25 protein-coding genes are annotated in these 25136 nt (G+C 62.6%); 14 read left to right on the top strand and 11 right to left on the bottom strand.

Going from position 1 to position 25136, the window contains the following annotated elements:
- Positions 1–141 precede the first annotated feature (141 nt).
- Positions 142–780 carry a 2-dehydro-3-deoxy-phosphogluconate aldolase gene (locus NMG80_RS19295; protein ID WP_254019561.1) on the bottom strand — a complete coding sequence of 213 codons (639 nt, stop codon included), beginning with the start codon at positions 778–780 and terminating at the stop codon, positions 142–144.
- 191 nt (positions 781–971) lie between these two features.
- Between NMG80_RS19295 and trhO the strand changes: the two genes are divergently transcribed.
- The 3 genes from trhO (at position 972) to NMG80_RS19310 (ending at position 3887) form a co-directional block, all read left to right on the top strand.
- Positions 972–1895 carry an oxygen-dependent tRNA uridine(34) hydroxylase TrhO gene (gene trhO / locus NMG80_RS19300; protein ID WP_254019562.1) on the top strand — a complete coding sequence of 308 codons (924 nt, stop codon included), beginning with the start codon at positions 972–974 and terminating at the stop codon, positions 1893–1895.
- A 178-nt stretch (positions 1896–2073) separates the two neighbouring features.
- A complete protein-coding gene (locus NMG80_RS19305; RefSeq protein WP_254019563.1) occupies positions 2074–2853 on the top strand; it encodes a tellurite resistance TerB family protein in 780 nt (259 codons plus the stop codon).
- A gap of 278 nt (positions 2854–3131) precedes the next feature.
- Positions 3132–3887, top strand: a complete 756-nt coding sequence (locus tag NMG80_RS19310) for an SDR family oxidoreductase (RefSeq protein ID WP_254019564.1) — start codon at positions 3132–3134, stop codon at positions 3885–3887.
- A gap of 9 nt (positions 3888–3896) precedes the next feature.
- Here NMG80_RS19310 and NMG80_RS19315 read toward each other — a convergent pair whose 3' ends face one another.
- Together NMG80_RS19315 and NMG80_RS19320 are read right to left on the bottom strand one after the other, a co-directional pair.
- The gene (locus tag NMG80_RS19315) at positions 3897–4277 is read right to left on the bottom strand and encodes a YciI family protein (RefSeq protein ID WP_254019565.1); all 381 of its coding nucleotides are present in this window, start codon (positions 4275–4277) and stop codon (positions 3897–3899) included.
- A gap of 34 nt (positions 4278–4311) precedes the next feature.
- A complete protein-coding gene (locus NMG80_RS19320) occupies positions 4312–5496 on the bottom strand; it encodes a pyridoxal phosphate-dependent aminotransferase (protein WP_254019566.1) in 1185 nt (394 codons plus the stop codon).
- Between the two features lie 83 nt (positions 5497–5579).
- On the opposite strand from NMG80_RS19320, the gene NMG80_RS19325 reads away from it, so the two are divergent.
- The 4 genes from NMG80_RS19325 (at position 5580) to denD (ending at position 8627) form a co-directional block, all read left to right on the top strand.
- Positions 5580–6266, top strand: coding sequence for a GNAT family N-acetyltransferase (locus NMG80_RS19325; protein ID WP_254019567.1), 687 nt, complete (start codon positions 5580–5582; stop codon positions 6264–6266).
- A 134-nt stretch (positions 6267–6400) separates the two neighbouring features.
- Positions 6401–7384 carry a cation diffusion facilitator family transporter gene (locus NMG80_RS19330; protein ID WP_254019568.1) on the top strand — a complete coding sequence of 328 codons (984 nt, stop codon included), beginning with the start codon at positions 6401–6403 and terminating at the stop codon, positions 7382–7384.
- Positions 7385–7447: 63 nt separating this feature from the next.
- Complete coding sequence (locus tag NMG80_RS19335; protein ID WP_254019569.1) at positions 7448–7654, top strand: hypothetical protein; 207 nt, start codon at positions 7448–7450, stop codon at positions 7652–7654.
- 1 nt (position 7655) lies between these two features.
- Complete coding sequence (gene denD / locus NMG80_RS19340; protein WP_254019570.1) at positions 7656–8627, top strand: D-erythronate dehydrogenase; 972 nt, start codon at positions 7656–7658, stop codon at positions 8625–8627.
- A 264-nt stretch (positions 8628–8891) separates the two neighbouring features.
- On the opposite strand, the gene NMG80_RS19345 is transcribed toward denD, so the two are convergent.
- From NMG80_RS19345 to NMG80_RS19360, 4 genes are all read right to left on the bottom strand, one after another.
- A complete protein-coding gene (locus tag NMG80_RS19345; protein ID WP_254019604.1) occupies positions 8892–9968 on the bottom strand; it encodes a nickel/cobalt transporter in 1077 nt (358 codons plus the stop codon).
- A 58-nt stretch (positions 9969–10026) separates the two neighbouring features.
- Complete coding sequence (locus NMG80_RS19350) at positions 10027–10695, bottom strand: DUF1007 family protein (protein WP_436798637.1); 669 nt, start codon at positions 10693–10695, stop codon at positions 10027–10029.
- Between the two features lie 84 nt (positions 10696–10779).
- Positions 10780–11679, bottom strand: coding sequence for a LysR family transcriptional regulator (locus tag NMG80_RS19355; protein WP_254019572.1), 900 nt, complete (start codon positions 11677–11679; stop codon positions 10780–10782).
- 1 nt (position 11680) lies between these two features.
- Complete coding sequence (locus NMG80_RS19360) at positions 11681–12880, bottom strand: amidase (protein ID WP_254019573.1); 1200 nt, start codon at positions 12878–12880, stop codon at positions 11681–11683.
- Positions 12881–13425: 545 nt separating this feature from the next.
- Here NMG80_RS19360 and odc2 point away from each other — a divergent pair.
- Both odc2 and NMG80_RS19370 read left to right on the top strand, forming a co-directional pair.
- Positions 13426–14559 carry an ornithine/lysine decarboxylase gene (gene odc2, locus NMG80_RS19365; protein WP_254019574.1) on the top strand — a complete coding sequence of 378 codons (1134 nt, stop codon included), beginning with the start codon at positions 13426–13428 and terminating at the stop codon, positions 14557–14559.
- 160 nt (positions 14560–14719) lie between these two features.
- Positions 14720–15391, top strand: coding sequence for a GNAT family N-acetyltransferase (locus NMG80_RS19370; protein ID WP_436798638.1), 672 nt, complete (start codon positions 14720–14722; stop codon positions 15389–15391).
- A 59-nt stretch (positions 15392–15450) separates the two neighbouring features.
- Here NMG80_RS19370 and NMG80_RS19375 read toward each other — a convergent pair whose 3' ends face one another.
- A complete protein-coding gene (locus tag NMG80_RS19375; protein ID WP_091594836.1) occupies positions 15451–15735 on the bottom strand; it encodes an SCP2 sterol-binding domain-containing protein in 285 nt (94 codons plus the stop codon).
- Between the two features lie 477 nt (positions 15736–16212).
- Between NMG80_RS19375 and NMG80_RS19380 the strand changes: the two genes are divergently transcribed.
- Positions 16213–17325 (top strand): TauD/TfdA family dioxygenase, encoded by a 1113-nt coding sequence (locus NMG80_RS19380; RefSeq protein WP_254019575.1) that lies wholly within the window; start codon positions 16213–16215, stop codon positions 17323–17325.
- 275 nt (positions 17326–17600) lie between these two features.
- On the top strand, positions 17601–19019 hold the full coding sequence (locus tag NMG80_RS19385; protein WP_254019606.1) for a coiled-coil domain-containing protein: 1419 nt from the start codon (positions 17601–17603) through the stop codon (positions 19017–19019).
- Positions 19020–19224: 205 nt separating this feature from the next.
- On the opposite strand, the gene NMG80_RS19390 is transcribed toward NMG80_RS19385, so the two are convergent.
- Positions 19225–20091 carry an alpha/beta fold hydrolase gene (locus NMG80_RS19390; protein ID WP_254019576.1) on the bottom strand — a complete coding sequence of 289 codons (867 nt, stop codon included), beginning with the start codon at positions 20089–20091 and terminating at the stop codon, positions 19225–19227.
- Positions 20088–20702, bottom strand: coding sequence for a TetR/AcrR family transcriptional regulator (locus tag NMG80_RS19395; RefSeq protein ID WP_254019577.1), 615 nt, complete (start codon positions 20700–20702; stop codon positions 20088–20090). Before NMG80_RS19395 ends, NMG80_RS19390 begins: the two co-directional genes overlap by 4 nt.
- Before the next feature lie 108 nt (positions 20703–20810).
- On the opposite strand from NMG80_RS19395, the gene NMG80_RS19400 reads away from it, so the two are divergent.
- Positions 20811–21806: an NADP-dependent oxidoreductase gene (locus NMG80_RS19400; RefSeq protein WP_254019578.1), complete on the top strand. Its 996-nt coding sequence runs from the start codon at positions 20811–20813 to the stop codon at positions 21804–21806.
- 78 nt (positions 21807–21884) lie between these two features.
- On the opposite strand, the gene NMG80_RS19405 is transcribed toward NMG80_RS19400, so the two are convergent.
- Positions 21885–23528 carry an MFS transporter gene (locus NMG80_RS19405; RefSeq protein ID WP_254019579.1) on the bottom strand — a complete coding sequence of 548 codons (1644 nt, stop codon included), beginning with the start codon at positions 23526–23528 and terminating at the stop codon, positions 21885–21887.
- A gap of 287 nt (positions 23529–23815) precedes the next feature.
- Between NMG80_RS19405 and NMG80_RS19410 the strand changes: the two genes are divergently transcribed.
- A complete protein-coding gene (locus NMG80_RS19410; protein WP_254019580.1) occupies positions 23816–24157 on the top strand; it encodes an ArsR/SmtB family transcription factor in 342 nt (113 codons plus the stop codon).
- Positions 24154–25080 carry an SRPBCC family protein gene (locus tag NMG80_RS19415; protein WP_254019581.1) on the top strand — a complete coding sequence of 309 codons (927 nt, stop codon included), beginning with the start codon at positions 24154–24156 and terminating at the stop codon, positions 25078–25080. Before NMG80_RS19410 ends, NMG80_RS19415 begins: the two co-directional genes overlap by 4 nt.
- Positions 25081–25136 lie beyond the last annotated feature (56 nt).

Genomic DNA, 25136 nt, shown 5'->3' on the forward strand with positions numbered 1-25136 from the left:
CATCGCCTCTACTCGACCGAAGACGTGGTGGCTTATGGCTAATCGCAAACCCTCGAGATTGGCAGGAGGAGATCGGTCGGCGGCAACCATCACAGCCTCCTTCAGGCTCAGTCAAAGAACCAAATCCTCTGTGCAGAGGAACTATCGCCCGAGCTTGCTCGCGGCGCGCGCCAGGGCTTCGATTTCGCCCCATTTTCCGGCCTTGACCAAATCGTCCGGCGCCACCCAGGAGCCGCCGACGCAGATGACGTTGGGCAGGCTCAGATAGTCGCTGGCGTTCTTGTCGGTGATGCCGCCGGTCGGGCAGAATTTGACATCGGCGAGCGGCGATGCGAATGCCTTGAGCGAGGCGATGCCGCCCGACTGTTCTGCCGGGAAGAATTTCAGGAAACGCAGGCCTGCCTCGCGAGCGGCCATGATCTCACCGGGCGTGATGGCGCCGGGCAGCAACGGGACGTCGTTGTCCTTCGCCGCCGCCAGAAGCTCGCGGGTGATGCCGGGGCTGACGATGAACTTGGAGCCGGCGGCTGCCGCCTCGCCGAACTGGCGGGCGTCCAGAATGGTGCCGGCGCCGACGATGGCGTCCTCGACCTCGCTTGCCACAAGCTGGATCGCCTCCAGCGCATCAGCGGTCCGCAGCGTGATCTCGATCGCCGGCAGGCCGCCGCGCGCCAGCGCGCGCGCCAGCGGCACGGCATCGGCGAGATTGGCGATCTTCAGCACCGGGATGACCGGTTGGCCGCTGAGGAGCGACAGGAGCTTTTCGGTCTTGCTGGGCATTTGTCGTCTCTCCGGTATTGATCCGTTCAATCGGTTAGCAGAAGGCCGGTTTTCTGTCCACGAAGCGAAGCGTGTCGCGATGTCACGCGCCGCCCACAAGTCCGTCAGACCGGCCGTCAAAGCCACCGAGGAGAAGCTGCTTCGCGCGCAAGCCTTGAATCGGCTTTCATGAGCGTTTAGTGGCTTCGGCGATGACACTGCCCAATCCACCCTTGCGCGTTGCCGCGCTCTACAGGTTTGCCCGGCTCTACGGGTTCGAGGCATTGCGCGCGCCGCTCGCCGCCTTCTGCTGCGGACGCGGTATCAAGGGCACGCTGCTGCTGGCGCATGAGGGCATCAACGGCACGGTCGCCGGCGGCGAAGCTGACATCGCCGCGCTCATCGATCATCTCGAATCCATCGAAGGTCTCGCCGGTCTCGAGGTCAAGTACAGCAACGCCGCGGTGATGCCGTTCCACCGCATGAAGGTGCGGCTGAAGCGCGAGATCGTCACCATGGGCGTTAGCGATATCGATCCGGCGGCAAGCGCTGGCACCTATGTCGCACCGGCCGACTGGAACGCGCTGATATCGGATGCGGATACGATCGTCATCGACACGCGCAACGCCTACGAAGTATCGATCGGCACTTTCAAGGGAGCGGTCGATCCCGCGACAACCAGCTTTCGCGAATTCCCGGCCTGGGTCGAGCAGCATCGGGCCGAGCTCGTCGGCCGGAAGGTGGCCATGTTCTGCACCGGCGGCATACGCTGCGAGAAGGCAACGGCCTATGTGAAGTCGCTCGGCTTCGAGGATGTGTTCCATCTCAAGGGCGGTATCCTGAAATATCTCGAAGAGGTGCCCGCCGAGCAAAGCCTCTGGCAGGGCGAGTGCTTCGTCTTCGACGAACGCGTCTCGGTGTCGCACGGCCTGGTCGAGGGTGAGGCCGAACTTTGCCGCGCCTGCCGGCATCCGCTGACCGGGCAGGACCTGCTGTCGCCGAAATACACCGCCGGCATCTCATGCCCGCATTGCTACGATGCCCGTTCCGACGAGGATCGCGCCCGCTACGCCGAGCGTCACCGCCAAGTCGAGCTTGCGCAAGCGCAAGGCAGGGCTCCGCACATCGGACGTTAGAGCGACGTGCGTCCGCTTGGACGCACAAAGCACGCTCTAAACACTCCTGGCATCATCTCGTTTGTGCCATCACCGGCAAAGCGCCCAGCCGTCATTGTAATGTCCATATGTGGGGCCTACCTGTTCAACGTCCGAAAACCTGCCCGGCGCTTTCGGCCGGCCAATTCTGGAGGCATTGATGTTCGATCCCAAGAAGCTCCTCACCGATCTGCTCGGCTCGCAAATTCCCGGAACCGGGTCGACCGTGCGCGACAAAGGGGGCCAGGCGATGCAGATGGCCAAGGACAATCCGCTGGCCGCGGGCGCGCTGGCTGCGGTGCTGCTCGGAACCGGCGCCGGCCGTCAGGTCACCGGCACGGCGGTGAAGCTTGGTGGGCTGGCCGTTGTCGGCGGCCTCGCCTACAAGGCCTACCAGAACTACAAGAACGGCAAAGCGCCGGCGGAGGCCACGGCCGGTCAACCGGAATTGCTGCCGCCGCCCGCCGACACCAGCTTTCATCCCTCACAAGCGCCGCAAGGCGAGGACGAATTCACGCTGACGCTGGTGCGCGCGATGATTTCGGCGGCGAAGGCCGACGGCCATATCGATGACGACGAACGGCAAAAGATCGCCGGCAAGCTCAGCCTCGCGGGCATCGACTCCGACGCGGAGAAATTCCTGATGTCGGAACTGGAGAGGCCGCTCGACCTGGATACGCTGGTCGCCGGCGCCCAAACCGACGCCCAGAAGCTCGAGCTCTACACCGCCTCGCGCCTCGCCATAGATCCGAATACACGTGCCGAACGCGGCTATCTCGATCTGCTCGCCGGCCGCCTCAGCTTGCCCGATGCACTGCTCGACCATGTCGAGGCGACGGTGTCGGCGGCAAAAGTGCCGGCGCCAGAGGTGCCGGAGTCAAGGGTTTCGGCGTCGGGGGTGCCGGGATCGGGCAAGGCAACCGCCAATTCGCGCTGGTAGGCTTCAGGGCCGCGGAGAGCGGGAATCCGACGTCGTTTCGCGTTAATGTCTCGTTTACCCAGGAAGCGCATGATTTTAAGCAGTCGGATCGGCTTTCCTCCTCCCAGGCCGGTTCAGATCAGGGCGGCCGCCAATGGCCGCCCTTTTCTTCGGAGCCGGTTAGCGCATGATCGGAAATCGGAATCGATTTTTGGAAGCGATCATGCGCAAAATCAAATTGCTCGAAATCAAGGTGCTATGGCGTCCTTGCGGACACGCGGCGCTGTAGGAGGACAGTTATGACAGACTACAAAACAGCCATCGTCACCGGCGCCGGCACGGGCATCGGCAAAAGCGTTGCTACGGCGCTGCTCAGGTCCGGCTGGAACACGGTATTCTGCGGCCGCCGCAAGCCGGTGCTGGACCAGGCGATCACTGAGGCCGGATCGGCACGTGCCAAGGCGCTGGCGGTCGCCTGCGACATCAGCAAGGCCGAGCAGGTCGACGAGATGTTCGAGACGGTGGCGGCGGCTTTCGGTCGTGTCGACCTGCTCTTCAACAATGCCGGCGCGGGCTACAGGTCGACATTGATCGACGAGATCCCCGTCGAGGTGTGGAACGACATCGTCGGGGTCAATCTCACCGGCTCCTTCCTGTGCGCCCGCGCCGCCTTCGGCGCCATGCGCAGGCAGAAGCCGATGGGCGGCCGCATCATCAACAACGGCTCGGTGTCTGCCTATGCGCCGCGCCCTGGCTCAGTGCCCTATACCGCGACCAAGCACGCCATTACCGGGCTGACCAAGACGCTGGCGCTGGACGGCCGGCCCTATGATATCGCCTGCGGCCAGATCGACATCGGCAACGCCCTGACCGACATGGCGCAGGCGATGACGGTCGGCGTGCCGCAAGCCAATGGCTCCATCGCCGCCGAAGCTGTGATGGATGTTCAGCACGTCGCCGATGCCGTCGTCCATATGGCCAGCCTGCCGCTCGACGCCAATGTGCTGTTCATGACCGTAATGGCGACGAAGATGCCGTATATCGGGCGAGGGTGAGCGGCCGGTCTAAGATGGCGTGACCGAAAGCGGCACGCCGGGAAGATACAGCGAAATAGGGCGGATTTCGTAGACGGCGGTCGGATTGACGCGGCGAAGGTCGCGTGCAATCGCGATCGCGGCATCGCGGGTGGCGCAGTCGACGACATAAAGTCCCAACAATTGCTCCTTGGTCTCGGCGAAGGGCCCGTCAATGACCATCCCGGCGCCCGGCCCGCGCAAGGTGCACGCGTCTTGTGTCGCCCCGAGCCGCGCCGCCGGGCCGAGGCTGCCTTCCCGGTAAAGCCGTTCGTGGATCTGGAGCAGGTCGGTCATCAGCGCCGCGTCCTCCTCCGGCGTCAGCGCCGTGATCACTTCTTCCACGTGATAGGCGAGGATTGCATAAAACATCTGACGTCTCCTTTTTCGTCGTCGTTTCCCGCCCTCACTTCGCCAGAAACGTCTTGATCCGCTCCAGCGCGCGCAGGATGTTCTCCTCGGAATTGGCGTAGGACAGCCTGACATAGCCTTCGCCGAGAATGCCGAAATCAGGTCCGCCGATCAGCGCCACGCCGGCATCCTCAAGCAAAGCCGAGGCGAGTTTCTTGGCCTTCCAGCCGGTTTTTGAAACATTGGGAAAGGCATAGAAAGCGCCTTTCGGCGTGATGCAGGAAACGCCAGGCAAGGCGTTCAAGCCTTCGACCACGACCTTCCGGCGGCGGTCGAAGGCGCGCATCATCTTGTCGACGTCGTCCTGCGGGCCGTCGATGGCGGCGATGCCGGCATACTGGCTCGGCGCGTTGACGCAGGACCAGCAATTGACCGCCAGCTTGCGCACCTTGTCGTAGAGGTGGGCGCCCGTGTCGCCGTTCGGCCAGATCGACCAGCCCATACGCCAGCCGGTCATCGCCCAGGTCTTCGACCAGCCGTTGAGCACGATCAGTCGGTCGCGGATCTCGGGGAAATTGAGCAGCGAGCAGTGCGTCTCGCCGTCATAGGTCATCACGTCGTAGATCTCGTCGGAGAGGATGGCGACGTCCGGGTGCGCTTCCAGTCCCTTGACCAGCTTCTCGATCTCGGCGCGGGGGGTGACCCCGCCGGTCGGGTTGGCCGGCGAGTTGAGGATGAGCAGCCTGGTCTTCGGCGTGATCAGCGCCAGCGTCTCCTGCGCCGAGAAGGCAAAGCCGTTCTCCTCGCGCATCGGCACCGGTATCGGAGCAGCACCGGTGAACTCGATCATCGAGCGATAGATGGGAAAGCCGGGATCGGGATAGAGGATCTCGGCGCCCGGTTCGCCGAACATGAGGATTGCGGCGAACATGGTCGGCTTGCCGCCGGGCAGGATCATCACCGCCTCGGGCGACACCTCGACGCCGGTGGTGGTCAGCGTGCGGCGCACCACCGCTTCGCGTGTCGCCAGCAGGCCGTTGGCCGGCGTATAGCCGTGATGGCCGTCGCGCAGCGCTTTGATCGCGGCCTCGACGATGTGCTGCGGCGTCTTGAAGTCGGGCTGGCCGATGCCGAGATTGACGATATCGCGGCCCTGATGGGCGAGCGCGGTGGCACGAGCCAGCACCGCGAATGCGTTTTCCTCGCCGAGACGATCGAAGGCCGAAATCGTGTGGAGCATTTTTCCCGTCCGTGTGGTTCTTTCACCGAGCGAGCGTTTTTGTGAGCGTCCTTTCGCAAAAGTCAAACGGATTGGAACTTTGGGTGTCGGAAAATCTCAAGAATTGGCAACCGCGCCCGCGGCCGGAGCGCAAGGTGCTGGAGGGGCGCACCGTCAGGCTTGAGCCGCTGAGCTCCGAAAAGCATGGCGACGGCCTGTTCGAGGCGTCGTCGGTGCCTGATGTCGACGGCCGCTTCGCTTGGCTGCCCGATTATCCGCCGCAGACCCGCGCCGCCTTGCAGCCGTGGCTGGACCAGGCCGAAGCCAGCGAGGACCCGCTGTTCTTCACCGTCATCGACAAGGGCAGCGGCAAGGTCGCCGGACGCCAGACGCTGATGCGCATCGACCCTGCCTATGGCGTTATCGAGATTGGAAACATCTATTGGGGTCCGCTGATCTCGCGCAAGCCGGCGGCGACGGAAGCGCAGTTCCTGTTCATGAAATACATTTTCGATGAGCTTGGCTATCGCCGCTACGAATGGAAATGCAACAGCCGCAACGAGCCGTCGAAGCGGGCGGCGGACCGTTTCGGCTTCAAGTTCGAGGGCATTTTCCGCCAGCATCTTGTGGTCAAGGGCGAAAACCGCGATACCGCGTGGTACTCGATCATCGACAAGGAGTGGCCGGCACTGCGCAGAGCCTATGAGGCATGGCTCGATCCGGGCAATTTCGATGGCGACGGCCGGCAGAAGCGACGGCTCGAGGATTTCCGCGCCGAGTTCGGCGCCTGACCATGATCCTGAAAAGTGGAAGCCGGTTTTTGCTGCGCTGACCTTCGGTTCGGGCAAGATCATGGTCAAAACAAGAAGACAGAGCCTCCTTCCGATTCTGCCGGGATGGATCAGGCTCTAACAGGAGTTCGCAGGTGGCGTATACCCACGACCATAGTTCGCAAGGGCATGACCGCAGCCATGGCGCCGGTCATGTGCACGGCTCAACCGACAAGAAACGCGTGCTGATCGCCGCCTGCCTGACCGCCGGCTTCATGGTCGTGGAGGCGCTTGGCGGTCTCTTGACGGGATCGCTGGCGCTGCTGGCGGATGCCGGCCACATGCTCGCCGACTGTATCGCGCTCGGCCTTGCCTGGTATGCTTTTCATCTGGCCGGCCGGCCAGCCACCGTTCGCCTTACCTATGGTTTCGGCCGGGTCAAAACGCTGGTCGCCTATACCAACGGCATCGCCATCTTCGCCATTGCGCTGTGGATCATCTATGAGGCCTCGGAACGCCTGCTGACGCCTGCGCCCGTGCTCGGCGGGCCGATGCTGGTCGTGGCGATCGCCGGCCTGCTGGTCAATATCGGCTGCTTCTTCGTGCTGCATGGCGGCGACCGCGACAGCCTGAACATGCGCGGCGCCATCCTGCACGTGTTCGGCGATCTCCTTGGCTCGGCGGCGGCGATCATAGCTGCGCTGATCATCCTGGCAACGGGCTGGACGCCTATCGATCCGATCCTGTCCGTCCTTGTCTCGCTGCTGATCCTGTCCACCGCCTGGTCGCTGATGCGCGAAGCGGCCCATGTCCTGCTCGAAGGCGTGCCGGCGAGCCTCGATCGCGACCTGATCGCCAGGGACATAGAAGGGACAGTCAAGGGCGTGCGCGAGGTGCATCACATGCATGTCTGGTCGCTTGACGGGTCGAGCAACATGGCGACCTTGCATGCTTGCCTCAACGATGGCGTCGATGCCCACAAAGCGGTCAGCGCCATCAAGAAGCGGCTGGCCGCGCATGGCATTGCCCACGCCACCGTAGAACCGGAATTCGGCCATTGCGCCGACAGCCATGATGGGCACGATGGCGAGCACGACGATGCGCATGATGCGGCTCCGCATCATCGCCACCATCACTGACCCCGGGAGTTCCATGGCATTGGTAACGAACTTGATGAATTCCCGCCCTGTCGGAGCCGCGTGATGGATCGCGACACGCGCAACGCAGCGATAGGCGCCCTTTGGGTCCTGCTGCTTTTCGGCATCGCCGCCTATTATTTGCCAACCGTGATGTTGGCGGTCGGCCGAGTCTCGACCGTTCTTGCCGCTGTTATTGCCGCTGTCTTCATGGTGGCCATTTTCGTCGTGTTTTGGCTGCGTGGCCGCAGTCAGCGCAAAAAGGATCATTGATATGCGTGTTTTGATTACCGGCGCGGCAGGCATGGTCGGCCGCAAGCTCATCGCCCGGCTGGCGAAGGACGGAACGCTCGGCGGCCGGAAGATCGCCGCGCTCGACCTTCACGATATCGTGCCGCCGCAAGCGCCAACTCTGGAAGGCGTCGACGTCACTATCCATACAGGCGATCTCGCCGCGGCGAGCGCGATGGAACGGCTGGTCGGGTCGCGCCCGGACGTGATCTTCCACCTCGCCGGCATCGTGTCGGGCGAGGCGGAAGCCAATTTCGATCTCGGCTATCGCGTCAATCTCGACGGCACAAGGGCGCTGTTCGATGCCATAAGGCTGGCGGGGTTTGCGCCGCGCGTCGTCTTCACCTCGTCGATCGCCGTGTTCGGCGCACCGTTCCCGGACATCATCCCCGACGAATTCCACCCGACGCCATTGACCTCCTACGGCACGCAGAAGCTGATGGGCGAAGCGCTGCTCGCCGATTATACGCGGCGCGGCTTCTTTGACGGCATAGGCATCAGACTGCCGACCATCTGCGTCAGGCCGGGCAAGCCCAACAAGGCCGCGTCGGGTTTTTTCTCCGGCATCATCCGCGAGCCGTTGAGCGGCCAGGAAGCAATATTGCCGGTGCCGCGCTCTGTCGTGCACACCCACGCCAGCCCGCGCTCGGCGGTGAATTTCTTGATCCACGCAGCAGGGATCGATGGCAGCGCCGTCGGGCCGCGCCGCAATCTGACGATGCCCGGGGTCGCCGTCACCGTCGGCGAGCAGATCGAGGCCCTGGAACGCATCGCCGGCGCCAAGGCGGTGAAACTGATCCGCGAGGAGCCCGACGATACGATCTGGGCGATCGTCAAGGGCTGGCCGACACGGTTCGAGGCGCGGCGGTCAAGGGAGCTTGGCTTTGCCGCCGAAACCAGCTTCGACGACATCATCCGCGCGCATATCGAGGATGAACTGGGCGGGAAGTTTTAATTTCCGTCGATATTCAGGTCACGGTGGGCTGCCGCCTTCCGGTACTACGCCAATTTTCGACCTCGGCGCTGCCCCTCATCTGCCTGCCGGCATCTTCTCCCCGTATAGTGACGGGGAGAAGGGGCTCGCCGCACCCTCGGCGCGTTTTTTGCAGCGCTGGATATTGGCGAAATCCTTTGCGAAGGCGTCCTTCTCCCCGTCTCTATACGGGGAGAAGTGCCGGGCAGGGCGAGGGGGGCGGCGCCTGCGTGTCCGAGCAAGGCGTCATCCGCCAGCCGTCAGGCTGGCCGACAATAGCAGCAACCCGAACAAAAAGACGAAGGCGGCGCCGCCGATCTCGACGATCGAGTGGATGCGGTTGCCCACGCGGCCGTCACCGGCGAAATAGACTGCCCAGTTCTTGGCCGTCACCGCCAGCGTCGCCAGGATCGAGACCGTGATCGCGGTGCCGAGCGCCATCGCCAGCACCGACAGGATGCCGCCGAACCACAGCCCGTTGAGCATGGCAAAGCTCAGCACGATCAGCGCGCCCGAGCACGGCCGGATACCGACCGCAGCCACCGCCGACCAGGCGGTGCGCCAGTCGAAGCGGTCGCCGGAAAGCAGCGCCGGGTCGGGCGCGTGCGAATGTCCGCACGTCTCGCAGACTTCGCCCGCTGCATGATGATGATGATCGTGCCCGCCATGGTCATGGTGATGGTCGTGTGCGCCATGATCATGGTTGTGGCCATCATGGCCATGTGCGTGAAGCGCATGCACTGAATGCGCATGTGCAGGATGGCCCGCGTGCGAATGGCCGGCATGGGCCGCCGACAGGCTGTAGGCAGGGTTGGCGCCGAACAGGCGAAGGATGGCAGGGCCGGCCTTGCGCCACAAAAGCCAGGCGCCGAACAGGGTGACGAAGGCAAAACTCGTGATTTCAAGGAACCATGCCGCGTCGGTCATCGATATGGTGGTGCCGCGCAGGACGAAGTAGGCGAGCATCATCACCAGGATCGCCGTCAACGCCTGCAGCAGGGCCGAGACGAAGGACAGCATGATGCCGCGCTTGAGCGCCACTTCGTTCGCCACCATGTAGGACGAGATCACCGCCTTGCCGTGACCGGGGCCGGCGGCATGGAAAATGCCGTAGGCGAAGGACAGGCCGATAAGCAGCCACAGCTTGCTGCCGTCCTCGCGCATCGCCTTCATCGCGCCGGCAAGCGCGCGGTAGAATTCCTGCTGACGCAGATTGATCCACATCAGGATTTGGGCGAACGGGCCGGTGGTGGGAGCTATCCCGTCATTGGTGCCGATGCCGAGCGAGCTCTGGGCGTGGGCGGCGCCGAGGACGTGCGTCATCACAAGGGCGACGGCCAAAAGGCCGAAGGCCAAACGCAGGGACGGTTTCGTCACCGGATCATCCTTCTGGCTGACAGTTCAGTTCAAGCTTGGTCGCAAAGATCTTGCTCATATCGGTGCCCGTCGGATCGTTGAAGAAGGCGTCTGTCAGGGTCTTCTGGTTCTCGGCGATCGCCTCGTCGGGGTTCGGACGAACGACCTTGCTCGTGCATGTCGACGGCAAGCCGGCGACCTGCAGATTGGCGTCCTCGGTGAAGTCGATCGCCGTATAGAAGGTCGGGTCATAGACGCCGATATCGATCTTGCCGGCCAGCCTGGTCGGCACCTTAGGTTCGGACTCGAACAGGATAATGAGCTGGTCGTTGTCGAAATTCGCCATCAGCTGCGGCGGCGGGCTCATCGCCTCGTCCTTGCCGTCGACGGTGACGAGCTGGAAGTAATTGAACTCCGCCAGCGATGCATGGACGGTATCGGCGACTTCCTTCAGCTCCTTGTCATCAAGCTTCAGGTCGGAATTCTTGTCGAACTCCATCATCACCGTGCTCGAAAACAAATCGTCGAAGCGCCAGACATGGCGCAAGGCCTTCACGCTTTGGTGATCCGGGCTGAGGATCACTTCGAGGCGAGCCTCGGCGAAGACGTGGGGATGCACGTCGGCTGGCCCGACCGTGGAAAATGTCGCCGCCATGGCCGAAGCCATTATGATTGCTTGACGCTTCAAATGCATTCTGGGTGGTGATTCCATCGACTTCGGTGACTGTCGAGAGTTACCAGAAAGCGGGCGAAAATGGGACCCCGGGCGGCTAAAAGCTCATGCATTGTCAATCGTCTTGAACCACTGCACCAGGAAATCGACAAAGACGCGAACTTTCGCAGGCAAATAGCGCCGGTGCGGATAGACGGCGAAAATGCCGCCACCCGGCAGGATGCGGTCATCCAGCGCGGTCACCAGCCGGCCACTTTCGATATCGGGCGCGGCGATGAAATCCGGCAGGATGGAAAATCCCAATCCCGCCACGGCGGCGGCCCTTGCCGCCATTGGACTGTTGACCTCGATCGGACCGGAGACCGAAACGGTTACCGTGTCGCCGCTGTCGCCCTTGAACGGCCAGTTGGTCAGCCAGCGGCCATTGGTGTCGATGATGCAGGGCACGCGGCCAAGGTCCTGCGGCCGCGCCGGCATGCCGTGCCTGGCGATCAGCTCGGGAGATGCGCAGAGCCGCACCGAGAACGGCGCCAGACGCCTGGCGATCAGCGAGGAGCTTTCCAGCCGCGAAATGCGCACGGCGAGATCGAAACCTTCCTCGACCAGATCGACGAAGCGGTCGTCGAGATGAATGTCGAGCACGATGTCGGGATGCTGCTTGGCGAAATCGATCAGCGATAGTCCGATCGGCGCGTCGGCAAAAGTGCGCGGCGCCGACAGCTTGATCCTGCCGCGCACGTCGCCGGAGGATTCGCGCACCGCATCGGCCAGGCTGTCGACCTCACGGACGATTTCCGAGGCGCGGCGGTAATAGGTGTGGCCGGCCTCGGTCAGCGAGAACTGCCTGGTGGTGCGGTTGAGCAGCAGCGCGCCGAGCTCGTCCTCCAACTCGCGCACATATTTCGACAGCAGCGCCTTGGAGCGGCCGATTTTGCGCGCCGCTGCCGAAAATCCCTCGGCCTCGACAACGTCGATGAAGGCGCGCATGCGGGTCAGCGTATCCATGTCATACGCTCCCCTGGTGGGCTGAAAGGATGCGCGCGGCAAGCGCCATCAGCTGGCGGTCGCTGTTCTCAGGTCCGAGCAGCGAAAGGCCGAAGGGGGCGCCATCGACATGGCCCAGCGGCAGGCTGATCTGCGGAAAACCGGACAGGCCGGAAAGACACAACAGTCTCAGCGCGCGTTCGCGATACAACTGCAAATCGTCGAATGAAACGGCCTTGAGCGGGGCGGCACTCGGAACGGTTGGAAGCACGAGGACACCGTTCTCGCCAAGCAGGTCGGCAAGCTCGCGACGAAACGAAACGCGACGTTCCGTTTCGGATTGCGCGGTTGCCGCGTCGATGGTTGCGCCATGCTCGAAGCGCTCCTTGACGCCGGGGCCGAGCATCCGGTCACCCTGCGAAATCCAGGCACCATGATTTTGCCAGGCCTCGTACCCCTGCAGCTTGCGGAAGCACCAGTAGAGATCGTCGGTGGAATGCGACAGCGGGGCAACGGTGCGCGGCGCGCCCAGCACCGAAACGACAGTGCGGACCATGGCGCGATACTCGTCGGCCGCCTGCGGGCCGAGCACGAGGCCGTCCAGTGCGTCGAGGGCGAGGGGGCGTGCCAGGTCATGGCGTTGCCGACCGTCGCCGAGCAGCACCGCGCCGACCTTTTCGTAGGTGACCATGTCCCTGGCGAACCAGCCGAACGTGTCCAGTGAAGGGGCCAGCGGCATGGCGCCCTCGAGCGAGATGCGGCCATGCGTGACCCTCAGGCCGATCAGCCCACAAAAGCTTGCCGGCGCGCGGATCGAGCCGCCGGTGTCGGAACCAGTGGCAATGTCGGCAAGCCCGCCGGCGACCGCGGCGGCGGAACCGGAGGACGAGCCGCCGGTGATGCGGTCCGGCGCTGCCGGATTGACCGGCGACGGAAAATGCGCGTTCAGCCCCATCAGCGAGAAGGCCAACTCGTCGGTCTGCGTCTTGCCGACGAAGCGCGCGCCCGAATCAAGCAGCGCCTGGACGGCCGGCGCTGTCGCCGAGGCGGCTGAAGCCTGCTGGTGTTTCTGCGGATTGCCGCAGCCGGTGCGGTAGCCGGCCACGTCGTAAATATCCTTGACGGCCAGCCGCAGGCCGGCAAGCGGGCCGGATTGCGCATTGGATACCGGGATATCGTCGAGGTCGAGAAAAGCGTTCAGGGGGCCGCGAGTGCCTGTCATACGTTCGATATCCGGATACAGTCTGTGCAACATTGTGCGCTGCCAGGAATTTTACAACCTGGCGCACGATTTTTATTGATTGTGAAATCCTTCGACCTTATATCGCGCTTGCCCAAAGTCGCACGTGCCTGTGGGTGTCCGCCGATCCTCAAAATGGTGAGGGATATCGGTAAGGTAACTGGAGCTAACCCCTCCAGTCGGTTTAGCGGCCAACCGCCAGACCGAGGACACCTTGAAGCAACGACGGTGCGGGCCTTTCTGGTGTTCTGCCGGTCGTCCAAAGACCGGGGTTACTGAAGAGGCACACCTTCATTGCCGGCAGTGCGGAACGGGTTCTCCCAATCCAAGCCAAGGCAGACAAAGCGAACCGAGGCCGGGCAAGGCCAAGGTTCACCGCCGCGAGACGGCGCTTCATGGTTCCGGGGTCTCCACCGGCTGGTTCCATGGATTGACGTCCCGCCTTTGTCCACCGCGTGTTCGCGAGGTCGATGACCCGCGTCCCGCAGCCTTTGTGCGCGCCGAAAGGCGCTGATGGAGAGACCCCGATGGCTACCCAGCGCATCCTTGACTTCCTCGCCACCCGACGTCCGAACGGCCCATGCCTGGTCGTCGATCTCGATGTCGTGCGCGACAATTTCCGCGCCTTCGAGAAGGCGCTTCCCGATTCGAAAATCTACTATGCGGTGAAAGCAAATCCGGCGCCGGAAATCCTGCGCCTGCTTGCTGCGATGGGCTCGTCCTTCGACACCGCTTCCGTTGCCGAAGTCGAGATGGCGATGGACGCCGGCGCGCCGGCGGACCGCATCTCCTTCGGCAACACCATCAAGAAGGAGCGCGACATCCAGCGCGCCTATCAGCTCGGCATTCGGCTGTTCGCGGTGGACTGCGTCGAGGAGGTCGAGAAGATTGCCCGCGTTGCACCCGGCGCCCGTGTGTTCTGCCGCGTGCTGACCGACGGCGAAGGCGCCGAATGGCCGCTGTCGCGCAAGTTCGGCTGCGTGCCGGCGATGGCGGTCGACGTGCTGCGCCATGCCCGGGCGCTCGGGCTCGACGCCTATGGCGTGTCGTTCCATGTCGGCTCGCAGCAGACCGACCTGGCCGCCTGGGACCGCGCGCTCGGCGATGCCAAAAAGGTGTTCGTCACGCTCGCCGAGGAAGGCATCGTGCTCAAGATGGTCAATATGGGCGGTGGTTTTCCGACCCGTTACCTCAAAGACGTGCCGGTGGCGCAGGCCTATGGCCAGGCGATTTTCTCGGCGCTGCGCAAGCATTTCGGCAACGCGATTCCCGAAACCATCATCGAACCGGGCCGCGGCATGGTCGGCAATGCCGGCGTCATCAAGTCGGAAGTCGTGCTGATCTCGAAGAAGGCCGACAACGACAATGTGCGCTGGGTCTTCCTCGACATCGGCAAGTTCGGCGGTCTCGCCGAGACGATGGACGAGGCAATCCGCTACCCGATCGTGACCGCGCATGACGGCACCGAAACCGCGCCCTGCGTGCTCGCCGGCCCGACCTGCGATTCGGCCGACGTGATGTACGAGAAGACGCCGTATCCGCTGCCGCTGTCACTGACCATCGGCGACGAGGTGCTGATCGAGGGCACTGGCGCCTACACGACGACCTACGCCTCGGTCGCCTTCAACGGCTTCGAGCCTCTCCGATCCTACGTGATCTGACGGCTCGCAAGAGCCGGTCAGATCACCCGAGGTGGGCCCCTGTCGCCCGCCCGGGCTCGCCTGTGGAACAATCCGCTCGTGAAGGATCGCGGAAATGGAAATTGTGGATTTCATTGTTGAAGGCGCCGTGGGCTGGCAAATCTCCCCCCTTGAGGGGGAGATGGCCGCAAAGCGGCCAGAGGGGGTCGGCTCAGCTGTCGCGACCTCTCTTGGGCTGTGTGGGGCCGGCGCTTCACGCGCGGCGACCCCCTCTGTCGCCATCGGCGACATCTCCCCCTCAAGGGGGGAGATTGCTGACGCTTTCGTCATCACCGCCGAAACCGCTGCTGACGTTTCGGCGCGCGAGGCTTTGCTCGATTGCGCCATGGGGCCGAAGCGCCGGAAGAAATCATCGGAAAAGCTGCGGCGCGGCCGCCGGCCTTCGGAAGGTCTGGCCTTTGTCGCGCGTGATGCATCGGGCGCTGTCACTGGCACAGTGCGGCTGTGGGACGTCGTGCTGGGCGAGGGCGGTCGGGCAGCGCTTCTGCTTGGCCCGCTAGCCGTCGATCCGACAATCAAGAATGCCGGCATCGGCTCGGCGCTGATGCGCCATGCAATCGCTGAAGCCGCGCGCCTCGGCCATGCGGCGATCCTGCTGGTCGGCGATGCGCCCTATTACGAGCGCTTTGGGTTTTCGGCCGAAAAAACCGGCTCGCTGGCCATGCCGGGCCCTTATGAGCGGCACCGCCTGCTGGCGCTGGAACTGGTGGAAGGCGTGCTCGCCGGCGAGCAGGGCACGCTGAAGGCGGCGGGGCGCAAGCTGAAGGCACAGCGACTGCCGCTCGCTGCCTGACGATCGGAAACCAGCCGCCGCCATCGGGCGGCGGCTTGTTTCATCCCGAATTGGTTGGATCAGCCGATCAACTGGCTCAGCGCCATGGCGACGCTCATGTCGCCTTCGACCTTTATCTTGCCGGACATGAACGCCATCGTCGGGTTGAGATCGCCTGATATCAGCGACTCCAGATCGTCGAGCGAAAGCTTTATGGTGCAGTCGGCAGGCGCGTCGGTGGTCGAGACAGCAGCGCCGTCGATGACGATGACACCATCGTCACCGGTATCGAATTTCACGGAACGATCGAACCCGGCACTCGCCACGCGCGCGCTGATCTTGTCGGCAATTTCCTGAACGCCCATGGCCGTTCTCCTCGTCTCGTTGCGTTTGTCGCACATTGGTACTTCGGTCTGGGGTACTTCGGTCTGGGGTACTTCGGTCTGGGGTACTTCGGTCCGGCCGAAGTCGCGTCTTGCGCATTTCGCGATCAAGGTCGCCGTCGCATATAGCTTCGGGTTGACGTTTACGTCAACGCGGTTCCCGATATGATGATGGGTTTTATCGCCGCAGTGAAGCTGCGTTGTCCACGAGAGGCAGCCGGGAGAGGGATGGCGGTCCCATCGCATTTAGCTGGACACTGCCGGCAAATGACCGCTACCATCGCCATGTGGCTTGAATCAGGTTTTACCTGGAGATCGAGTGCTCGAAGAACCGAACAGAAATCCCGGATCCCATCGTTATGGGAAGCCGAGCTTGTGGTGGCCACCACCTCTGGGTTGATGGCCTGCGGGCCTGATCCAATCTGAAAATTTTAATTTCGTGTTCAGAGAGACACAATCATGGATACCATGCTTTCCGTGGAAGCCCGGGAGACCGCGCTTGCCGTGACGTTCTCGTCAGGCGAAACAGTCTGCTATCCCTGGCTTTGGTTAAAGGATAATGCACCATCGGCGTTTCACCCACAAACCGAAGAGCGAATATTCGACCTGACCAGCGTAGACGCCTCGCTCAGACCCCTCAACGTCCAGGACAGACGCGGCGCTGTGAGCATTGTCTGGCCGAACGACCAGGCTGAGGAGGAAATCCCGGGCCATTTCTTTGAATCCTACCGCCCAGGCAGAAAGCGGGACGATCCGGCTGAGATCGCTCCGAAACTCTGGGACGGCTCGATCGATCTTGAAACCATACCGCGTTACTCTACCGGGGGCCTCTTTCAAAGCGATGCCGATCTGCTTGCCTGGCTGAGGGCGACGGCTGCATACGGGCTCTCCATCGTCGAGGGGCTTGGCGATGATCCCGACGCCGGGCGGCGTGCGGCCGAGCGGGTAGGTTTCCTGCGCCAGACAAATTTCGGCACTATGTTCGAAGTCGTGTCGATGCCGAACCCGAACAACTTGGCCTACACCCCTGTCGCCCTGCCGTTACACACCGATCTCGCGAACCAGGAAATGCCGCCCGGCTATCAGTTCCTGCATTGTATCGCGAATGAAGCTGAAGGCGGTGGATCGGTCTTTGCCGACGGGTTTGCAGTCGTGGCCGCATTACAGGCGGAAGATCCGGAAGCCTACCGTCTCTTGTGCGAGGTCGATATCCCCTATCGTTTTCACGACGAAAACTACGATCTGCGCGGTCGGTTTCCTGTGATCGTAACTCGACGCAATGGAGACGTGACAGAGTTGCGGTTCAACGCCCATCTTGTCGATGTCATCGACCTTCCCTCCGAGATATGCACCCCCTTCTATGCGGCTTATCGCAAGCTGATGATGATAACCCGCAGCTCGCGTTTTCAAATAGCCTACCGCCTCAAGGCCGGCGAAATGGCGGTCTTCGACAATCGCCGGGTGCTTCACGGCCGTCAATCGTTCAACCCAAACACGGGGCTGAGACATCTGCGGGGATGCTATGTCGATCGGGGTGAGTTTCAGAGCCGCATTCGCGTCCTCTCCCGATAGCGGCACGACGATGATCGCTGACGTGCGTTCAGTAGCTGTCGGTGCAAGGTGTTGAAGTCCGGCGGACGTTCCGACGGTGGTTGTTTGCCCGAAAGCCGGCGGCAATCAGGGCAGTTACAAGGTCTGCATCATTCAAACAGACGAGGACAGTGGCCAAGCCTGTCCCTAGCGTGGCTCGGCTCATGCGCGACCGCGATCACGGGATGGGGATGAACCCGTATCCGGGAGGCGAGGATCGCGGCCCCATGATGGCGTTACAAGGGGGATGTTCAGTCATGAAAATCAAAAGTCTGATCAAGCGTGCCGAGACGGTGGACAGGGCATTCAAGCAGCTCGAAGCCGATTTGGCGGATGCCTTCGATGAGTGTCTCAACCTGGACGACGAGCAGTGGCCGAACGTCCCAGATGAGAATCTCGCGGCATGGAATGACAACTCTCAGCCTGAGGACGATGCGGACACTCCCGAGATCGCATTGCGGCTGACTTCCCATACACAAACCCGCCTGGCTGCGTTAAGTGCCGTTGATGGACTCTTTGACGATGCGCGCGAGTATCTGGACGAGATCAACACGAAACTGTCGGAGGTCGCGACCTCGCATCATCTGTCAAGCGAATTCCTGAAGCTGCTTCACGCGGACATTCTTCGCGCCAACGAACTGGAACTGGCAAATGTCAGCCTGACCACGCAGCAAAGAGTGCTGGCGGAGCAACTCCACGATGCGACTAAAAAGCAGAGCGAGCGTGAAAGCGCTGTCGCGGCCCTGCAGCAGCGCGAGACAAGCCTGGTCGAGGACAAGGAGGCCCTTCGCGGTGAGTTGGCTGCAGCAAGGCTGGAACTCGTCGTGGCAGGCAATGCGAACGCAAAACTCGAAGCGGAGTTCGGCGACCTCGTCAGAACGCTTTCGGCCAGAACGGCCGAGGCCAACAGATGCGCGCGCGAGAACGAGCTATTGCGGGAAAAACATGTCTGCCTGTCGATCGACTTCGACAAGGCGCTGAAACGAGAAGCCGAGGCGCGGCACAGGCTGGATGAAATCTCGACGATTCATGCCAATGACGCGGCGCGACTTTCAGAATTGCTGGCTGCGCTTGGCAAGAGCGAGAAGGAGGAGCTGCGGCTGCAGAAATCGCTCGATATCGCGCAAGCGAAGCTGTCGGAAATGACGGAAGCGGCCCGTATCGTGGAAGGTGACAGGGAGGCCGAGCGTGCACGTAGTTTCACCGAGATCGGCGGCCTGCGTTCTGAAATTTGGAACCTCCAATCGCGGTTGGAGGCTGCCTCGAACGAGAACAGTCAAGCCGCCAGCCAGATCGCCAATCTCAAGGCTCAGTGGAGCGACGCTGTCGCCGAAAAGCAAATTGCGGAGGAAAGGTTGTCCGTTCTCAGAAAGGAGAACGAGAACGACAAGATGCACCTTTCGACGGTGAGCGCGAATTTTTCGCAGCTTTCCCTGCAGCAGGCATCCGAACAGATACAGCACGATGTCCAGAGGCAGGAATGCGAGGATCTGCGAGCCGAAGTCGCGTTGCTCGATGCCCGGGTCAAGGAATTGTTACCCTATGAGCGTCTCCACAAGGTGACAAACGCCAGACCAAACGAGAACAGCGTGGTCGAGATCACCGGTGTCGTGGCGGAGAAGGCCCGCGCCACAAGCAGGCGGCGCGTCCGCACGAGCCTGCGCGCTGCATCCTGAGCCGCGGGGCGTCGACACGTCGCAATCTCGTCTGCTTTGCGAGAACAGACTGAACGTCCGTTGTCGACGCAACGCAGGTTCGCCGAATTAGCTTGCGCGTGCCTCCTTCTGGGCTTCGTCCGATCCAATGTGCGGTGTTGACCGTCAGGTTAGCGCATGGATCGAAGCGTCATTTGCTCGCCAACTGGGCACACCCACGGCCTGATCAGGCCTCGAGGAATTCCAGGGCCTTTTCCACGAAGGCGGCGTGATACTGGAAAATGGCCGTATGCCCGCCGTCCTCGTACAGGACCAGCTCGGCATTGGGAAAGCGCCGTGCCAGGTCGACGGAATTGCTGGTGGGTACCATTCTGTCGTGGTCGCCATTCACCACGAGGACCGGGTGCCGGATACGCGACAGGTCGGCAGGGCGCTCCTGGCCAAAGGCACGGACTGCCTTGAGCTGCTGTCTGAAAGCGCCGAGCGCGATGGGCTTGTCGCGGTCATTGATCCGTTCCTTCAAGCGCTGCAGAAATTCGCGCGCCGCCTTCTTGCCGTTGGGGGTTTGGGTGAAGAACAGGTAGTTCTTTGGGTCCTTGATGGTCAGCGCGGCGCGGACCATGTCAAAGATGGTGACGAACGTCACCCTGTCGATGCCGATACCCCCGGCTGGGCCGGTTCCCGCGAGGATGATCTTGCGGACCAGATCAGGCTCCAGCTGAACAATCGCCTGGGCGATGAAGCCGCCAAGAGACAGGCCGAGCAGATCGACCTGCTCGAAACCGAGGGCCCGGATGAAGGCGATCGCGTCGCGGGCCATTGCCTCCACCGTGTTGGGAGTGGATCCGCCTGATGCACCAACACCACGGTTATCGAAGGTGATAACCCGCCGTTTTGCGGCAATGCCATCGACGACCCGGGGATCCCAATTGTCGAGAACCGCACTCAGATGCGTAAGAAAGATCACCGGTACCCCTGACGTGGGGCCGAGCTCGCGGTAAGCGAATTTCGTACCGCCGACGTCGACCGTCTTCGTCGGCACGTCCCTGTGTTTGATGATCGCGGCAGGTCGCGACAGATGATGCACGTTCATGATGGTTTCCTTTCTTCTGGCTTGTCGTTCTCGCGGGGCTGGAGCAGCGCCTTCGCCGCTGCCGCGCCAGCCTCAAGAATGCGATCGGACAGCTCGGTTCCGTTCACCGCGCGCGAAAGCTCAAGCGTGCCGATCAGGGTCGCGAAGACGCCAAACGCGACAGAATCGGGGTCGCGGGCGTCGGGCGTCAGCTCGGCCGCCAGCTCGGCCGCCACTGGGCGTACGAGCTTGAGCAGGTGCTCGGCGTATACCTGGCGCGTCTCGACCGGCTCACGCGCAATTTCGGGCAACAGCGCGGCTGAAGCGCAACCTTTGCCTGGATTGTCTCGGTGTTCCGCCGACAGATACGCATTGATGGCCATTGACAGGCCACCGGCAGCCAGCGCCTCCTGAATCTGGATCGCTTGAGCCTCCAGGGCAGCCGCCACACTCTCTCGCACGAGCGCCGCCTTGGACGGAAAATGGGGATAGAAAGCGCCGTTGGTCAGTCCCGCCTCGCCCATGATGCCGGCGATGCCTGATGCAGCGATGCCGTCGGAGCGAAACCGTTCGGTCGCCACATCCATGATCCGCTGCCGCGATGCGTCCTTCCTGCCCTTCTCGTAGCGCATGTCATTTCTCCTTCGATCAGCCATTGAATTATGATCGTAATATCAGTAAATGATCGTAATGCAATAGGGACGCGTCACTCCGGGTCTCCTTAATTTGGGAAAGCTGCAATGAAGGCCTTCATCGTCGATCGATACGCAAAGAACGCTCCCCTGCGGCTCGGAGAGGTTTCGGAGCCGGAAGTCGGGGAGAAGGACGTGCTGGTGCAGATCCATGCCGCCAGTCTCAATCAGCTGGACTCCAAGATCAGGGACGGAGAATTCAAACTCATCCTGCCCTATCGCCGGCCCTTCGTTGCGGGCCATGACGTGGCCGGAACGGTCATTCGCGTCGGCTCTAAAGTCCGACAGTTCGAACCGGGTGACGAGATCTATGCGCGACCGCGCGACGGCCGGATCGGAGCTTTCGCCGAATACATCGCCATTGATGATGCGGACGTGGCCCTGAAGCCAAAAAACCTCAGCATGGAAGAGGCTGCGTCGATTCCCCTGGTGGGTCTAACCGCCTGGCAGGCGCTGGTCGAAAGGGCGAAGCTGAAGAAAGGACAGAAGGTCTGCATTCAGGCCGGCTCCGGCGGAGTGGGAACATTCGCCATTCAATTGGCAAAGCACCTCGGCGCGACGGTCGCCACGACAACAAGCGCCTCGAACATGGATATGGTCAGGAAGCTGGGCGCTGATGTCGTCATCGACTACAAGAAGGACGACTTCGAGAAAGTCCTTTCGGGCTACGACGTGGTCCTGAATAGCCAGGACAACAAGACCCTCGAAAAATCGCTGCGCGTGTTGAAGCCAGGCGGCGTCGCCGTTTCGATCTCCGGTCCGCCCGATCCCGAATTTGCCAGGGAGCTGAGCTGGGTGCTGAACCTGGTCATACGCGTTTTGAGCGCCGGCGTCAGGAGGCGAGCGAAACGCGCAGGTATCCGATACTCGTTCCTGTTCATGGCGGCCAACGGCGAGCAGTTGACAAAGATCACGTCGCTGATCGAAACGGGCGTCATTCGCCCGGTCGTAGATCGCGTCTTTCCGTTTGAGCTGACCAATGAGGCCTTGGCCTACATCGAGCAGGGCCGGGCCAAGGGCAAGGTTGTCATCAAGGTCAAATAGCTCCGCAATGCTTCAGACGACGACGCCCGCCTCTGGGTGCAACTTCAGGTTGATGGGCATGATTTTGCGCGACATGCATCAATGCTCGATTGGTCCTTTCGGCATGACGATCGCGGTGCCGGCGGTTGTCGGACGCTCGATCATGCGGCGGACGCGCGGCGGCTCGTCGCCGCTGTGCAGCGCCCGCACGCGCTCGCCGACAACGGCGTCGGCATGGGTGGCCCGCTTGTTGTGGCGGATGTATTCGAGCCATGTCGGCGTGTGATAGTGCTCGATCCATATTGCGGGATTTTCGAGATCGCGCGCCAGCGTCCAGTTGCGGGCGCCGTCACGGCGGCGGATGCGGCCGCGTTCGGCCATGGTGGCCAGGAATTCCGGCACGTCCTCCTCGCGGATGATGTACTCGATCATGATGGCGATGGGCCCGCTGCGCAGTTTCAGGTCGAGTGCAAGATGCGGCTCCTTGAAACGGTTCAGCGGATCGAGGTTGAGCACCGCCTGCTGCGGCAAGGGCAGCAACAGGCCGATCGCGCCGCCCGCCAGCATCGTGACGGCGGCCGCGGTCAGCGCGAACTCGGCGCCTTGCACATCGGCGACGACACCCCAGATCCAGCTGCCGAGCGCGATGCCGCCGAAGGTCGCCGTCTGATAGACCGAGAGCACCCGGCCGACCACCCAGCGCGGCGTCGACATCTGCACCGTGATGTTGAAATGCGACAGCGCGACCACCCAGCAGGCGCCGCCGATGAACAGCCCGAGCGACGTTTGCCAGGCCTGGTCGCTGACGGCGGCATTGAAGGCGCAGAGCGCAAAGCCGGCGAATGCCATGCGCACCATCGTCTCGCTCGACAGGATCTGCCTCAGCCGGACGCTGATCAGCGCGCCGCCGACGGCGCCGATGCCGAAAGCACCGAGCATGATGCCGTAGGTCAAGGCATCGCCCTTGACGACGTCGCGCGCCACCAGCGGCAGCAGCGCCAGAACCGCGCCGGCGCTGAAGCCGAAAGCCGCACCCCTGACCAGCACCTTGCCGATATTGGGCGACATGGCGACGTAACGCAGGCCAGCACCCATCGCCGCGCCCAGCGTCTCGCGCGGCAGTGTCGAGGTCGGCAATTCCGGTTTCCAGCGGGCCAGCACAATGATCAGCCCGACATAGCTCAATGCGTTGGCGGCAAAGGCCGCTGCAGCACCTGCGGCGGCAACGATGATGCCGCCGATCGCCGGGCCGACGCTGCGCGTCAGGTTGAAGCCCAACGAGTTGAGCGCGACGGCGGCAGGCAGCTTGGCGCGCGGCACCATGTCGCCGACAGACGCCTGCCATGACGGGTTGTAAAGCGCCGTGCCGCTGTTGATCAGGAAGGCGAAGGCGAGTAGCGTCCATGGCGTTATCAAGCCAAGATAGGTGAACACGGTCAGCAGAACCGAGACGACCAGCATGAAGATCTGGGCAATCAGCATGACCTTGCGCCGGTTGAAGCTGTCGGCGATGGCCCCGGCAACGAGCGCAAACAGCATGATCGGCAAGGTGGTCGAAGCCTGGACCAGCGCAACCTGATAGGGCGAGGTGGCGATCGTGGTCATCATCCAGGCGGCGCCGACGCCCTGGATCAAGCCACCGAAATTCGAAACCAGACTGGCGGACCATACGGCGCGGAAAATGCCGTGCCGGAACGGCGCCAGCGCCGAGACGCTTTCGCTGTCCGGCTCGTCGTCGATCATGGATGCTTCCCTGACTTCAAATGCTGCGTTCTTCCAGAATCGGTGCCCCCATGCCGTCCCTTAGAAGTAGAGCATGAGTTTGCAAAGGGCGAACGCCTTTTCAAGGAAGATCATGGTCCAACAAAGAGATAGCGGTGGCCGGGACAGGTCAGCGGCCATTCTTGCAGGCCGCGTGAAGCGCGTTTCGGCCGCCTGCTCCAAGAACTCGGCGCGTTGGGCAAAAAATACTTAGCGACTTGACGAAGTTTTCGCTTGCACCACCGGCAAATTGGGCGATAGTTAGCGACATGGCTAAGCATGATCCTGATCTCTCGCTGCTCTTCCATGCGCTCGCCGATCCGACCCGCCGGTCGATCCTGAGCCGGCTCGCCGAAATACCTGCGCGGGTAACGGATCTGGCTGGGCCGACGGGACTACGGCTGCCCACGGTGATGCGGCACCTTTCCGTGCTGGAGGAGGCAGGGTTGATCACCACCTCCAAGGACGGGCGGATACGCACCTGCGCCATCGTGCCCGAGGCTCTGGATCCAGCGCGAACATGGCTCGATGAACAGCGGGCCATCTGGGAAGCTCGGCTCGACCGGTTGGACGCATTTGTGATGAATGTGATGAAGGAAGGCAAAGAATGACACAGAACCTCGCTGCAAACAGTGCGACCGGTGCGATGCCTGACGATAGCAAAGGCCGTTTTGCGAAGCTCACCTTCGAACGGGACGTGGCCGCGCCGTTGTCGGCGCTGTGGCAGGCATGGACGGCCCCGGCCGCGGGGGCAGTCTGGGCTGCGCCCATGTCCTCGGTCACCGTGGAGTTTTTGGAGGCCGACACCAGGGTGGGTGGTCGCGAGATCTCGCTCTGCAAGGCAGAGGGCCAGCCGGCCATCCGCTGCGAGAATGGCTGGCTTGTGTTGCAGCCAGCGGTGTGCAGTGTGAACTACGAGGTGATCTCGTGCGAAGGCGTGACGCAATCAGCGGCGCTGGTGACGGCTGAGTTCTCGGGCACGGACAAGCGCAGCCGGCTGGTCGTGACGGTACAGCTTTCCTCGCTGGCGCAGGACATGGAAGCAGGCTACCGGGCGGGCTTCGGTGCCGGCCTGGACAACCTCGCGGGCGCGGCCGAACGAACAATGGTGCTGCAGCGGGTGATCCGGGCGCCGCGGTCCATCGTCTGGGGCGCGTGGATGAACCCTGTAACGCTGCCGCAATGGTGGGGACCGGAAGGCTTCTCCTGTCGAACGAAGAGGATCGACTTGCGAGCGGGCGGCGAGTGGGTATTCGACATGATTGCGCCTGACGGCACGGTTTTCCCGAACCACCATCTCTATAACGAGGTCCGGCCCGAGGAGAGGATCGGCTATACGCTGCATTGGGGCGAGAACGGGCCGAAACATGCCGACGCCTGGGCCTCGTTCGAGGATCAGGACGGGGCAACGGAGGTAACGCTGGGCATGGTATTCAGCACGGCTGCCGAGTTCCAGGAGGCGAAGGGCTTCGGTGCCGTGGAACTGGGACTGCAAACTCTGGGCAAACTGGAACGCTTCGTCGCCTCCCGCTGAAATGCTGCGACTTCCCGTCGGCCCGAAAGTGCATGTCGCGCAAAAGCATGCCCTCG

Source organism: Mesorhizobium escarrei, assembly GCF_935825525.1.
GTDB classification, from domain to species: domain Bacteria; phylum Pseudomonadota; class Alphaproteobacteria; order Rhizobiales; family Rhizobiaceae; genus Mesorhizobium; species Mesorhizobium escarrei.